General features: G+C 65.4%; 11 protein-coding genes. 3 read left to right on the forward strand and 8 right to left on the reverse strand.

The features are described 5' to 3' along the window. Positions 1–16: 16 nt before the first annotated feature. Both ABIB35_RS03325 and ABIB35_RS03330 read right to left on the reverse strand, forming a co-directional pair. Entirely contained in the window at positions 17–778 is a 762-nt protein-coding gene (locus tag ABIB35_RS03325) for a response regulator (protein ID WP_354178889.1), read from the reverse strand. Further along, a complete protein-coding gene (locus ABIB35_RS03330; protein WP_354178891.1) occupies positions 775–2,097 on the reverse strand; it encodes a sensor histidine kinase in 1,323 nt (440 codons plus the stop codon). The genes ABIB35_RS03325 and ABIB35_RS03330 overlap by 4 nt, the downstream gene beginning before the upstream one ends. A gap of 137 nt (positions 2,098–2,234) precedes the next feature. Here ABIB35_RS03330 and ABIB35_RS03335 point away from each other — a divergent pair, with 137 nt between their 5' ends. Further along, positions 2,235–2,828 (forward strand): hypothetical protein, encoded by a 594-nt coding sequence (locus tag ABIB35_RS03335; protein ID WP_354178892.1) that lies wholly within the window; start codon positions 2,235–2,237, stop codon positions 2,826–2,828. A 6-nt stretch (positions 2,829–2,834) separates the two neighbouring features. Here the strand turns inward: ABIB35_RS03335 and ABIB35_RS03340 are convergent, their stop codons facing one another. The 6 genes from ABIB35_RS03340 to ABIB35_RS03365 all read right to left on the reverse strand — a co-directional run bounded on the left by ABIB35_RS03340 (position 2,835) and on the right by ABIB35_RS03365 (position 11,188). Further along, positions 2,835–4,253 carry an NAD(P)/FAD-dependent oxidoreductase gene (locus tag ABIB35_RS03340; RefSeq protein ID WP_354178894.1) on the reverse strand — a complete coding sequence of 473 codons (1,419 nt, stop codon included), beginning with the start codon at positions 4,251–4,253 and terminating at the stop codon, positions 2,835–2,837. Positions 4,254–4,317: 64 nt separating this feature from the next. Continuing rightward, a complete protein-coding gene (gene nikE / locus ABIB35_RS03345) occupies positions 4,318–5,925 on the reverse strand; it encodes a nickel ABC transporter ATP-binding protein NikE (RefSeq protein WP_354178896.1) in 1,608 nt (535 codons plus the stop codon). Continuing rightward, on the reverse strand, positions 5,922–6,779 hold the full coding sequence (locus tag ABIB35_RS03350; protein ID WP_354178897.1) for an ABC transporter permease: 858 nt from the start codon (positions 6,777–6,779) through the stop codon (positions 5,922–5,924). Before ABIB35_RS03350 ends, nikE begins: the two co-directional genes overlap by 4 nt. Then, positions 6,776–7,807 (reverse strand): ABC transporter permease, encoded by a 1,032-nt coding sequence (locus ABIB35_RS03355; RefSeq protein WP_354178899.1) that lies wholly within the window; start codon positions 7,805–7,807, stop codon positions 6,776–6,778. The genes ABIB35_RS03350 and ABIB35_RS03355 overlap by 4 nt, the downstream gene beginning before the upstream one ends. Before the next feature lies 1 nt (position 7,808). Next, positions 7,809–9,479: an ABC transporter substrate-binding protein gene (locus tag ABIB35_RS03360; RefSeq protein WP_354178901.1), complete on the reverse strand. Its 1,671-nt coding sequence runs from the start codon at positions 9,477–9,479 to the stop codon at positions 7,809–7,811. An 11-nt stretch (positions 9,480–9,490) separates the two neighbouring features. Continuing rightward, the gene (locus ABIB35_RS03365; RefSeq protein WP_354178903.1) at positions 9,491–11,188 is read right to left on the reverse strand and encodes an amidohydrolase; all 1,698 of its coding nucleotides are present in this window, start codon (positions 11,186–11,188) and stop codon (positions 9,491–9,493) included. Between the two features lie 171 nt (positions 11,189–11,359). Between ABIB35_RS03365 and ABIB35_RS03370 the strand changes: the two genes are divergently transcribed. Next, positions 11,360–12,034 (forward strand): TetR/AcrR family transcriptional regulator, encoded by a 675-nt coding sequence (locus ABIB35_RS03370; protein WP_354178904.1) that lies wholly within the window; start codon positions 11,360–11,362, stop codon positions 12,032–12,034. A 29-nt stretch (positions 12,035–12,063) separates the two neighbouring features. After that, the gene (locus tag ABIB35_RS03375; protein ID WP_354178906.1) at positions 12,064–13,074 is read left to right on the forward strand and encodes an adenosine deaminase; all 1,011 of its coding nucleotides are present in this window, start codon (positions 12,064–12,066) and stop codon (positions 13,072–13,074) included. Positions 13,075–13,083 lie beyond the last annotated feature (9 nt).

The following is a 13,083-nucleotide window of genomic DNA, read 5'->3' on the forward strand; positions in this document are numbered from 1 at the left end:
AGCCCAGCCGTAGAAGTCAGGCCGAGCCGCGCTGCTCCTGAAACGCCGGTGTCCGGTAAGCGAGGGCGGCCTGGACCCGGGAGGAAACGCCGAGCTTGGCCAGCACCCGGGACACATGGGTCTTCACCGTGGTTTCGGCAATGCCCAGCCGGCGGGATATCTGCTGGTTGGACAACCCCTCGCCCAGACAGGCCAGTACGGCCTCCTCCCGGGCCGTCAGGGGGTCGGCGGGCTGCCCGGGTGCGGATTCCGGCAGTGCGGCGGGGTTAGTCCCGGCAGGTCCTGCCGGGACGAGTCCAGGTCCTGCCGGGATCGCTCCGGGTCCGCGGGGAGCGGGCCCGCTGGAGCGCACGAACGCTGAGATCAACGTGGCGGTGACCTCGGGGGAGAGGACGCTGTCGCCGTCGGCCACGCTCCGGACCGCGCGGACCAGCTCCTCTGGTTCCACCGACTTCAGGAGGAAACCGGCAGCTCCGGCGCGCAGAGCGGCATAAATGTAGTCGTCAACATCAAAGGTGGTCAGCACCAGCACGGCGGAAAGCTTCTCCCCGGTGATCCGGGCTGTTGCGGCAATGCCGTCGGTCCCGGGCATCCGCAGATCCATGAGCACCACGTCGGGGCGCAGGGCGCGTGCCATGCGGACGGCGGTGGCGCCGTCGGCCGCTTCACCCACCACGGAGAAACCCCCGACGGACTCCAGGATCATCCGCAGCCCGGCACGGATGGCAGAGTGGTCATCTGCGAGCAGGACACGCAGGCTGCCGGTTCCGGTACTCAAGGGATCTCCTGGATCTGGATCTGGGCGGGCGGCTGAAGCGGGGCGCGTCCCGCGGGCAGGAGGGCCTGCACCACCCATTGACGTGTGCCCGGACCGTCCGGCTCGGTGACTTCTTCGGTGACACCTGCGCTGAAGCTGCCGTGCAGCTGTCCGGCGCGGAGGAACATGTTCCGCAGCCCGGTGCCGTTCCCCCGGGATGCCCCGGCGGGAAGACCCGCGGGGGATCCCGCCGGGGGTCCCGCCGCTGGCGCTGCAGGGAGCTCGTTGCTGATCCGCAGATCCACTGAACCTTCCAGCTGCCGGACGCGGACGGTGATGAGAGTGCCGGGCGCATGCCGAACCGCATTGGTCAGGGATTCCTGCACAATCCGGTAGGCACTGCTGCCCACCAGGGCCGGTACCTCTATCTCGGGTTCCACCGCAAGGTCCACCGGATTCCCGGCCAGCCGTGCGGAGGCGGCCAGCGCCTCCAGCTGCTCCATCCCGCCGGCAGCCGTGTCAACGGACGGTGTCTCCGGTCCGCCGTCGGACTCCAGCAGGCCGATCATCGAGCGCATTTCCTGCAGGGCCTGCACACTCTCGGCACGCACCTGTGCCAGTACGCGGCGGTCCAAGTCCGGATTGCCGGCGGCAAGAGCGGCAGCGGACTGCAGCGCCACGGCGGAGAGATGCCCGGCGATGGCATCGTGGAGTTCGCGGGCCATGGCGCCGCGTTCCGCGGTCACGGCCATCCGCAGGTTCAGCTCGGCCAGCTCCTCCGTGTGTTCGGCCCGGAGCCGCTCAGTCTCCGCGCGCTGCCGCTCCGCCTCCGCACGCTCGCTCTGCCGCCGGACTGATCCTGCCCACCAGAGCGGAATGAGGCAGATCAGGACGGCCTGAAGCAGCCCGAACAGAGCGTCAGCCCAGCTCCGGTAGGTCAGTCCCACGGCCAGGGGAAGGATAACGATGCCGGCAACGGCTGCGTTCTGGACGGCCCGGCTCAGGCGCGGCGAGCCAAAAAGAATGCCCGAATAGAAAAGTTCAAAGAGCAGCAGGTAGGTGATGATCCCGCCGCCGAGCAGCAGACTTCCCACGGTGGCGGTGCCGGTGACTGCCAGCATCACCGGCACGCTCCGGCGCCGGAACACCAGACCGGCGCATCCGAGCAGCAGCAGCGGGGCCCAGGCCCAGTCCGGCGCGCCGGGAATCGGCGGCACCAGGTCCGCACCGTTGACGCCGATCAGCATCAGGACGCTGCCGGCCGCGAAATATCCAACGGCCGAGGCAACACCGGATTCCCAGACTCCGTCCAGGGAATAGCGGTGGTTGGGTGCGGGCATGCATCAAGAGTAGCGACCAAAACATGCCGCGCACCCGCGGCAGGGGAACCTCCTCCTCCGAAGGGATGACAACGGAACGGCGGAGGTGGCACCAACTGCCGACGACGGCAGCAGGGCAGGCGGGCTTAGCTGAGGACATGGACGTTTTGGTATACCTCATCATCGGCTGCGAGATCGGCTTCTGGGTGCTGCTGGCCGCCGGGCTGGGCGCCCGCTATCTGCTGCATCGAAAGCGCCTGGGACTGGCACTGCTGGCCTCGGTCCCGGTGCTGGATGTAGTGCTGTTGACAGCGGCCGGTGCGGATCTTGCCCGCGGAGGAACCGCGGACACTGTCCACGGCCTGGCCGCCTTCTATCTGGGCTTCAGCGTGGCGTTCGGCCATTCCCTGATCCGGTGGGCCGATGTGCGGTTTGCCCACCGGTTCGCCGGAGGCCCGGCGCCCATGAAGCCCGTCAAGGGCACAGCACCTTACCGCCGGGGCCTCTGGATCGAATACGGGCGGGTCCTGATTGCGCTCACCATTGCGGTTGCCGTGCTGCTGGCCATGATCCAGTTCCTGGCAGCTCCCGGCGAAGCGGCAGTCCTCTGGGACTGGATCAAGCGGGCCGGGCTGGTGGCCGGTATCTGGCTGGTCGCCGGTCCGGTGTACGGCATGTTTGAGCGCCCGGCGCAGGTAGCGGCCCCGGCAAAGCCCGGCGTGTTCGTTCCGCCCCGGGAGCGGCACCGCTAGAAGGGGCTAGGAATCGAAGCCCAGGCCTACGGCGTCGAGCGTTTTGAGGATCAGGTTCCTTTTGCCCTGGTTATGGTCGGCGCGGTCCATGGACCACCTGGTGATGTTGATTCCCACGGATGCCAGCGGCTCGGGCGGGAAGGGCAGCGGGCGCTTCCGGACCATCTCCACGCCGGTCCGCTCCGTGTTCTGCCCGGAGAGCAGGTCCAACAGCACATCGGCCGCAAAGGCCGTGGCTCCCACTCCCAAACCGGTGAAGCCGGCGGCATAGGCCACCCGTCCCTTGCGCGCTGTTCCGAAGAACGCACAGAACTGCGTGCTGGAATCAATGGGACCGGCCCACTTGTGGCTGAACTTCACCCCTTCAAGCTGAGGGAAGGTGGTGAGGAAATGGGAGGCGAGCTTTTCCCAGGTTTCGGGCTGGTTTTCGTGCTGGGGATCCACCCGGCCGCCGGGGAAATAGAGCGCGTCGTAGCCGCCGAACAGGATCCGGTTGTCCTTGCTCAGCCGGTAGTAGTGGAACTGGTTTGCCATGTCACCAATCCCCTGCCGGCTGCTCCAGCCGATCGACTCCAGCTGCTGCGCGGTGAGCGGCTCAGTCATCAGCGCGTAGTCATACACCGTTGCGGTCATGAGTTTGTTGCGGCGCAGCAGGGACGGGAAGGCATTGGTGCCGAGAACCACCTGCTTCGCCTGCACCTGCCCGTGATCGGTCAGCAGCGTCACGCCGTCGGGGGAGTCCTTGAGGTCCGTGACCCGGGTTTCCTCGTGGATCTCCACGCCCAGTTCCGCAGCCACCCTCGCCAGCTCCAGCGCCAACTTGTAGGGGTGGACCATGGCCACTGAATCCTGGTACCAGCGCCCGGCCAAATAGGTGGGCGAATTCACCTGGGCACGCACGGCGTCCTGGTCAAGGAAGACGCTGCCTTCGGCGTCGTCCTCTTTCAGCCAGGCCACCTGGTGCGGTTCCACGGCTACGTTGAGCTCACCGCTGCGTTCCCAGTCGCAGTCCATGCCGTAGTTCTGCACGGCTTCCTGCATCCGTTCCAGGTTTTCCAGTCCGAGCCGCTCCAAGGTGTCCACCTCGTCCGGCCAGCGGTTTTTTCCGTTCTCGGAACCGTGGGTCAGGCTGGCCTCGCAGAAGCCGCCGTTGCGCCCGGAGGCAGCCCAGGCCACACGCTTGGCTTCGAGCAGGATAATGGTCCGTTTCGGGTTCCGTTCCTTGGCACGCAGGGCCGTCCACAGCCCGGTATAGCCGCCGCCCACGATCACCAGATCAGCGCTGGCGCTGCCGTTGAGCTCGGGGTAACGGGGTGCCCTCTCCTGCAGTTCGTCAATCCAGAACGGCCGGTTGACGGAGCCCTCCAACGCTTTGGTGACCGCGGCGGACGAGGGGACGTTCCGTTCGAAAACGGTGGATTTCACGGGGTTCTCCTGAAGTAAGGGGGTGCTGGAGTCTTGGTGCTGTGGGGGGCAGGTGCTGTGCGGATCAGGCGCTGACCGCCGCCGGCTCCCACAGCGGGCGCGGACGGGACCCTATGAGGTTCCTGGTGTATTCCTCGGCCGGGTCGGCAAGGATGCGGGCGGTGGGACCCTGTTCCACGATTTGTCCCTGGTGCATCACCAGGATGTTGGAGCAGAGACGGGACACAACGGCCAGGTCGTGGGTGACGAACAAGATGGTGAGGCCAAACTGGTCCCGGAGTTCTTCCACCAGCTCCAGCACCTGCGCCTGGACGGAAACGTCCAGGGCGCTGGTTGCTTCGTCCAGGACGAGCAGCCGGGGCCGGGCGGCCAGGGCCTTCGCCAGGGCAACGCGCTGGCGCTGGCCGCCGGACAGCGCCCGGGGGAGTGCGCCGCAGCGTTCGACGGCGATACCCACGCGTCCCAGCAGCTCACGCGAGCTGGCCAGGGCCTCTTTGCGCCCCTGGCCCTGGTGCAGGCGGAAGACATCGGCCACGGCCTTGTCCACCGCAATGCGCGGGTCCAGGGAAAGGTACGGATCCTGGAAAACGATCTGTACGTCCTTGGCCAGCACCTTGCGCTCACCGGCGGCAAGCCGGCGCCGGGGACGGGCATTCCCGCCCAGCGTGAGCTCACCCTCAGTGGCCGATTCCAGGGCCACCACAATCCGGGCGAGGGTGGACTTGCCGGACCCCGACTCGCCAACGACGCCAAGCGAGCCGCCTTCGGGAAGGCTGAAACCGGCGTCGTCCAATGCGGTAAGGATTTCGCCGCGGGCGAGTTCATAGCGTTTGGTCAGGCCCGAGACTTCCAGGAGCATCCGTTGTCCCTGGGCAGCATTGGGTTCGGGGACCTTCTCCAGCTCAATGACGGGTGTGGCGCTGACCAGCTGGCGCGTGTAGTCCTGCTGCGGGGTGAGGAAGACTGCCTGCGTGGCGCCATGCTCCACTACCCGCCCGTGCTGCAGTACGTACACGCGTTCGCAAAGGCTCGCGGCAAGGTTCAGGTCATGGGTGATGAAGAGCATGCCCATGCCCCGTGCCTGCTGCTGCTCGCGGAGCAATTCCACGATTCCGGCCTGGGTGGTGACATCCAGGGCGGTGGTGGGCTCGTCGCAGAGCAGCAGTTTTGGCGAGTTCAGCATGGCCGCGGCAATCATGACGCGCTGCAGCATGCCGCCGGAGAGCTGGTGCGGGTGCTGGCCGAGGAGTTCCTTGGCCCGCCGGAGGCCAACCTGTTCCAGGGCTTTAATGGACCGCTCGGTGGCCTCAGTCCGGGAGATTCCCTGAAACCGCAGGGTCTCGCCCAGGAAATCGCCCACCGTCCGGACCGGGTTGATCCCGGCGCGGGGGTCCTGGAAGATCATGGAGGCGTCCCGCCGGCGCAATTCCATCAGGCGCTTCTTGCCGGCCGTCAACGTGTCCAGTCCCAGCACCGAAACTGTGCCGGTGGCTTGTGCGCGCTCCGGAAGGAGTCCCAGGGCTGCCCTGATGGTCAGGGATTTCCCGGAACCTGACTCGCCCACCAGGGCAACGGCTTCGCCGTCGTCCACGTGCAGTGAGATGTCATCCAGCAGCGGCGGTTTGTCCGCGAAGCCCAAAGTGAAGTCTGTGATCTGCAAAAGCCGGCTCATGCGAGCTTCCCTCCGATGCGGTCTGAAAGTTCCTCGCCAATGATGTTCACGGCGACTACCACCAGGACCACCACGAGGGCGGGCCAGAAAGCAGGGAGCACGTCCCCGCCCAGCAGCGCGCCGCGGGACTCCTCGATCATGGCGCCCCAGTCGCTGGTGGGCGGCTGGATGCCCAGTCCAATGAAGGACAGGGCGGCAAGGTCAGCCAGTACATAGCCGAAGTTGAGGGTGGACTGGGCGCCCACGATGGGCAGGAGATTGGGCAGCACCCGGCCCAGGACCACCCACGGTGTCCTAAAGCCGAGCACCTGGTAGGCCTGCACATAGGGGCGGCCGCGCTCAGCGGCCACCAGCGACTGGGTGAGGCGTGCCACGTAGGGAACGTAGGCAATGGTCATGGCCAGGATGGGGGCGGTGAGCCCCTTGCCGAACAGTGCAATGGCGAGCATGGCCAGCAGCAGGGCAGGGAAGGCGAACAGCAGGTCGAAGAACCGGCTGAGCAGCCGGCCCGGCCATCCCTGCGACCAGCCGGCGGCCAGGCCCAGGAGCAGGCCCAGAACGGTGGATCCCAGCATCACGAGCGTGGGTCCCAGCAGGGACGTCCGGCCGCCGTGCATCAGGCGGCTGAGCAGGTCGCGGCCCAGCGCATCGGTGCCCAGAAGATGCTCAACTCCCGGGCCCGCCAGCACGTTGTTCAGGTCCACGTAGTCCGGATCGAAGGGTGCCAGGACTGGAGCGAACACTGCGCTCAGCACTACCAGGGCAGCGAAGGCCGTGGCGGCCCAGCCCAGGGGGGAGAGGAACTGCCCGTACCGGAGGACGCCGGTCTTTGGGAGTCTAAGCGTGAGGGTCATCGGGACTCCGTTCCGGCGGCAATGCGCGGATCGATTAGAGGCTGGATCAGGTCCACCAAGGTGTTGACAAGGACAAACGCTGCCACGACCACCATCACGATGGCCTGGACCACGGCGAAGTCCAGCCGGTCGATCGACTGCACCAGCAGCTGTCCGATGCCGGCCAGGCCGAAAGTCCGCTCAATGATGGCGCTGGAGACCAGGAGTCCGGCCACCAGCACACCGCTGACGGTGAGGATGGGGCCAAGAGCATTGCGCAGCACATGCCTGCCCACTACCGACGCCCGGCTGAGGCCGCGGCTGGTGGCCACTTCCACATGCTCTCGGACCAGCTGGTCATTCATGGACGATCGGGTGACCCGGGCGACCATGGCGATATAGGTGATGCCCAGGGCCAGGGCGGGGAGGGCAAGGTGCCGGATCCGCTGCCACCCGGCGTCGCCGCTGCCAAAGGAGGGGAACCAGCCCAGGCCCACCGAGAACAGTGCCACCAGGGCAATCGCGGCTACGAAGGGCGGAACGGCACCGGCTGCGGTGAGGGTCACGAGGATGAAGCGGTCACCGAAACCCTTGTTCAGGCTGGCCATGATGCCGGCCAGCAGGCCCAGGACGGTGATGAAGACGGCGGCCAGGGCCACCAGCTGCAGGGTGGTGGGAAGCCTGCTCAGCAGTACTTCCGAGACATCCTGGCGGTAGGTCAGGGACCGCCCCCAGTCTCCGTGGAGGATGCCCGTGAGCCAGTTCAGGTACTGCTCCCAGGCGGGTTTATCCAGCCCAAACTGGCGGGTAATCTCCGCCAGCGCTTCAGGCTTGGGGCTGCGGCCCCTGAGCAGGAACCGGGCCGGATCCCCGGGCACCAGGAAACGGGAGAAGAACACGGCCAGGGAGGCGATGAACAGTGTGCCCGCCAGGACCAGGAGTTTTTGGAGCACGTAGACAACGGCTCCCCGCGCCCGTCCCTTGGGCTTGTGCGCCGGGATGGGCCCCGGCGTGCTGACGATCTGTGGAACCTGTTCAGCAGTGGCCATCTTAGTGCCCCCCTATCTTCGCTGCCCACGGGAAATACATGTAGTTGATGGAAGGGTCCGCACCGGTGATCCGGTTGCCCAGCCACATGGTGGTGACGGTCTCGTAGAGCGGACCCCAGACAACTTCCTCACCGGCCAGCTTTGCTGCCTCGGCGGTGAGCTTCGCCCGCTCATTGGGATCCTCGACGCCGAACGCTGCATTGACCAGGTCGTCAAACTCCGGGTTGCTCCAGCCGCCGTAGTTGCTGAAGTCACCGGTCCGCAGGACGCTGTACATTTCCAGCGGCTCATTGGAGGAGAGGTACCAGGAGGTGACCAGCAGGTCCACGCCATCGCGGGCCTGAGGATCGGAGAACAGCGTTGTGTACTTATCGTTGGACATGGTCTGGATCTCCGGATCCAGGCCGATTTCCTTCGCGGCGGAGGCTATGGCCCTGGCCGTGATATCGAAGGCAGCGTTCAGTGAAGCGGTTGCGAACACGAATTTGCTGCCCTCGGCACCGGCGTCCCGGACCAGCTGCTTTGCTGCCTCCAGGTCGTAGGGCGTCGCCGGCAGGCTGTCGAAGGCCGCATCGACGGTCTCCGGCGCGGCCTCGTTCCATACGTTGCGGGTGGTCAGGGCATCGGTGGTGGTGGCGTAGCCCTGTTCCGCCGCATCCACCAGGGCGGTGCGGTTGAGTGCCATCATGAGTGCCTGGCGGACCCGGACGTCCTTGAAGGTGCCCTCCAGATCCGTGAAGACCATGGACTGGACTGAGCTGTCCGTTCCGAAATACATGGTCCCGGCGTCGTCATTGGCTTTGAGGATGTCGATTGCGTTGGAGGGGATCATAAAGCCGCCGTCGAGCTCCCCGGTCTGGAACGCGTTGGTGCGGGCGTTGGCATCCGGAAGGATCTTAAAGGTGACCTGCGCGGACTTGGCCAACAGATCCTGGTCCCAGTAGTCATCGAACCGGTCCAGGGTGATGCTTTCTCCCGCTTCCCAGCTTTTGAACTGGAAGGGGCCGGTGCAATTCACGCCCGTGGTGGAATTCCCGTAGTCCGGGCCTGATTCCTCCAGCGTCGCGGCTGATTCGATCACGCCCGGAGAGCCCACCAGCGAGGAATTGAACGCATAGTCGGGGCGGGCCATGGTGACGGTGACCTCAAAGTCTCCGGTCTTCTCGATCGATTCCACGTTCTGGTAGGAGGAGGCCCAGAAGGACCCCACCTCCGGGCTCACATGGCGCGAGAGGGAAGCGACGACGTCGTCGGCGGTCATCTCGGTGCCGTCGTGGAACTTCACGCCTTCGCGGATGGTGTAGATCCAGGTCAGCGGATCGGGATTTTCCACGCCGGTAGCCAGCCCGGGAGACGTGGTGAGATCCGCGTTCCAACGGAACAGGGATTCGCAGACGTTGGAAAGGACCGTGTTGTCCGGGTAGTCGAAGGCGTAGGCATAGTCGAGGGAAAAGGGCTCCGCGTACATGGCCCAGTTGAAGTTATCAATCTCCGACCCCGCTGCAGGGCTGGAGTCGCTCAGCGTGAACTTTTCTCCGTCGGGTCCGGTCTCAGCTTCCTGGCCGGTCCCGGAGCAGCCGGTGAGCAGCAGGGCGATCACGGCAGCCGCAGCTCCGGCCGCCGTGACGCGTGGGGGCGCGGTGCGTGGCAGCCGTGCCGGCGGGTTTTTCATCAGCGGGACTTTCACTTGACCACCGCGGCTGCTCGGTCTGCTGAATGTTCGGAGGCCGGGCGCTGGTACACACATTCGCCGCCAATCCAGGTTTGGGTGACGGTTGCGCGGTGGAGGTCCTCGGGAGCCAGCTCAAAGATATTGGTGTCCAGGATGGCCAGATCCGCCAGTTTCCCGGTCTCCAGGGTTCCGGTCTGCGTTTCCAGCTGATTGATCCAGGCGCTTCCCTGCGTGTAGGCATCCAGCATCTGCTTCACAGTGAGCTTCTGGGAATCCGGGCCCAGCGGCGCCAGATCGGATCCCGGGGTGCCGCGGTTAACTGCCACATGGATGGCTGCAACCGGATCCGCAGTGGAGACGGGCCAGTCACTGCCGCCCACCAGCCGCGCACCCGCCGCGGCAAGTTCACCGAAGGGATAGTGGCGCTCTTCGGCTCCCGGCTCCAGGAAGGGCAGGGTCAGGGTGTCCATTTGCTCCTCATGGCATGCCCACAGTGCCTGGATGTTTGCCGCGGCTTCCAGCTCGGCGAAACGCTGCATATCTTCGGACCTGACCACTTGGAGATGGGCCAGATGGTGGCGGTTACCGGTGGTGCCGTTGGTGCTGCGGGCAGCGTCCAGGGCGTCCAGCGCATCCGTGACCGCCCGGTCACCCAGGGCGTGGAAGTGGACCTGCATTCCGGCTGCGTCGATGGCCGTGACGAAGTCGCGCATTTGTGCGGGATCGAAGAACTCGATCCCTCGATTTTCGGTGGGATGGCCATGATGGTCCAGATAGACGTGGTGCATGGCTGCCGTGAAGTTTTCAGCAACCCCGTCCACCATGACCTTGACGGTGTTGGCACGCAGACGCAGCGGATCCGCGGCATGCTCGACGGCGGAGCGCCGTTCCAGGATCCCCTCCAGCTGGCCGGGGCCGGATGAGCGGTCCCACCAGTGGCAGGCTGCGACACGGACCAACAAATCCCCTGCCTGGGCCGCATCCATGTAGACCTTGAGGTTGTCTGCGTGCTCGCCTTCCGGAATGGGCACCCAGGCATCCTGCCAAGCGGTGATGCCCTGTGCCAGTAGGAGCTTCTGGGCCGCGAGCAGGCCTTGATAGGCGAGGTCGTAGCCCACGGCGGGCACAACGTGGTTGAAAAGGTCTGATGCGCCTTCGTGGACTGTGCCGGCCGGGGTGCCGTCGGCTTCGCGCTCAAAGCGCCCGCCCTGGGGATCCGGAGTGTCCGCGGTGATGCCGGCGGCTGTGAACGCTGCGGTGTTGGCCCAGGCCCCGTGATGGTCCCGGTTCTTGAGGAACACCGGGCGGTCGGAGACCACGGCATCAAGCTGTTGGCGAAGCGGCGTTCCGCCGGGGAAAAGATCCATGGACCAGCCGGCCCCCAGAATCCACGGCTCCTCCGGGTGTGCTTCCGCGTACCGGGCAACCGTCTGAAGCGCCTCTTCTGCGGATTCGGCCTCGGTGAGGTCGCACTGCAGCATCTCGATGCCCGCAAAAATCGGGTGGATGTGTGCGTCCTGGAAACCGGGAACCACCAGTTGACCCTGAAGGTCCACTCGGCGGGTGCTGCTGGCGATGGTGCCCGCTAGTTCATCACTGGTTCCTACCGCGATGATGCGTCCGCCTGCTATGGCCAGGTTCGACTGGCTGGGTCCGGAGTCGTTGCCGGTATATACCCATCCATTTTCGAGGAGAATCTCCGCGTGCACCTGGTGGTCCTTTCGTTGGAATCTTGCGTTGCCTGACACACACTATGGCCTGGCTCACATTTAATCAACGATGTTGACATCACTGCTGATATGAGTGTTGATCCAAGTCGCAGGCGGTTTCGATCATGTACCGTGTTATGTGACCCGGGACAGGATGGAAAGAGCCGATACATGGAACAGCCAACCCAAACACCGGACCGCCGCAGCAGGCTGGACCCCGAGAATATTGTTGAGGCCGTCCTCCGCTTGGCGCGGCAGGAGCCCGGCGAGCGGCTGACAGTGCGCAAGCTTGGACTGGAACTCGACGCAGACGCCACTGCCGTCTACCGGCATTTCCGGAACCGCGACGCCATTGTCCGGGCGGCCCTTGACCGGCTCTTCCTGTTGTCCCTGGAGCGGGTGGCCAGTGCCGGATCAGAGCTGGCCTGGCGGCCGCGCCTGGAGTCCTATGTGGCTGAACTCCTCAACGCGTTTATCCAGCATCCGGCGCTAGGCAGCGAATCCTTTGCCATTGACACGTATGGTCCGGGGGAGCTGCAGGCCATCGAATTCGTCCTGCAGTGTCTTACCGAGGCGGGCCTGCCGGAGGACAGGGTGGTGCATTATTACGCCGCCTTGGAAAGTTACACCCTTGCACTGGGCACCGGAATCTCAGCAGAGATCCAGCGGCTGCCGGATTCGGAAGGTCATGATCCCTGGCTGAGCCCGGGGGTTTTTGTGCGGCTCTCCGGTTATCCGCTCCTGGAAAAGCACCATGCCGCCTTACAGCGGCTCGATTCGTTGACGGCCTTCCATGCCGGCCTGGCGGCCATCCTGGACAGCGCTGAGCTCGAAAGCCGGCGCTAAAGCCCGGCGGCGGGAATTAGGATTAAAGCATGTCCACTGCACCTGGCCCCGCGCTGCCCTGCGCTGAACTTCACCTACACATTGAAGGGACCCTGGAACCGGAGCTGATCTTTGAGCTGGCGGCCCGGAACGGAATCCAGCTTCCCTATGCCAATCTCCAGGAACTGCGCAGCCGATACGAGTTCACCGATCTGCAGTCCTTCCTGGACCTGTACTACGCCAACATGGAGGTGCTGCGGACGGAGGCGGACTTCGCGGATATGACCCGCGCCTACCTGCGCCGGGCCGCAGCCGCCGGAGTGCGCCACGTGGAGATGATGGTTGATCCGCAGGCCCACCTGCTCCGCGGGATTCCGCTTCAGGTCTGCATGAACGGGGTTGCCGGTGTCCTGGCCACCAGCCTGGAGGAGTTCGGGGTCTCCACCGAGCTGATTGCCGCGTTCCTGCGGGACCGTCCGGCTGCCGAAGCCGAAGCGGTCCTGGCTCAGCTGATCGCGTCCCGCGCCCCGATCGTGGGAATTGGTCTGGACTCCGCAGAGGTCGGTAATCCGCCCGAAGGCTTCGTGGAGCTCTACCGCATGGCGCGCGACGCCGGACTGAAATGTGTTGCCCATGCCGGAGAAGAGGGTCCCTCGCACTATATTGAACAGGCCCTGGACCTGCTGCTGGTGGACCGGATTGACCACGGGATCCGCTGCCTGGACGATTCCGTCCTGGTGGACCGCCTGGTGCGGGAACGGATTCCGCTGACCATCTGCCCGCTGTCCAACGTCCGGCTGCGTTCGGTGGACACCTTGGCCGAGCATCCGTTGCCGCAGATGCTTGCCCGCGGCCTCAATGTGTCGGTGAACTCCGATGATCCGGCTTATTTTGGCGGCTACGTGGATGATAACTTCCGCCTGCTGCGGGACACCTTCGCCCTGAGCACTGACCAGCTGGCCACACTGGCTGTCAACTCGGTGGAGGCCTCCTTTGCGCCGCCGGCGCGCCAGGCAGAGCTGCTGGAGATGGTCAGCAGCTGGCGGGCGGCCCAGGGGTAGGCCGCTCGT

Origin of the sequence: Arthrobacter sp. UYP6 (assembly GCF_040547315.1) — a bacterium.
Taxonomy (GTDB): domain Bacteria; phylum Actinomycetota; class Actinomycetes; order Actinomycetales; family Micrococcaceae; genus Arthrobacter_B.

Excerpts from the sequence above, each read along its gene's own strand:
- ABIB35_RS03330 (WP_354178891.1), bottom strand. The coding sequence starts at position 2,097 with ATGCCCGCACCCAACCACCGCTATTCCCTGGACGGAGTCTGGGAATCC.
- ABIB35_RS03350 (WP_354178897.1), bottom strand. The coding sequence starts at position 6,779 with ATGACCCTCACGCTTAGACTCCCAAAGACCGGCGTCCTCCGGTACGGG.
- ABIB35_RS03355 (WP_354178899.1), bottom strand. The coding sequence starts at position 7,807 with ATGGCCACTGCTGAACAGGTTCCACAGATCGTCAGCACGCCGGGGCCC.
- ABIB35_RS03375 (WP_354178906.1), top strand. The coding sequence starts at position 12,064 with ATGTCCACTGCACCTGGCCCCGCGCTGCCCTGCGCTGAACTTCACCTA.
- ABIB35_RS03335 (WP_354178892.1), top strand. The coding sequence starts at position 2,235 with ATGGACGTTTTGGTATACCTCATCATCGGCTGCGAGATCGGCTTCTGG.
- ABIB35_RS03360 (WP_354178901.1), bottom strand. The coding sequence starts at position 9,479 with ATGAAAAACCCGCCGGCACGGCTGCCACGCACCGCGCCCCCACGCGTC.
- nikE (WP_354178896.1), bottom strand. The coding sequence starts at position 5,925 with ATGAGCCGGCTTTTGCAGATCACAGACTTCACTTTGGGCTTCGCGGAC.
- ABIB35_RS03370 (WP_354178904.1), top strand. The coding sequence starts at position 11,360 with ATGGAACAGCCAACCCAAACACCGGACCGCCGCAGCAGGCTGGACCCC.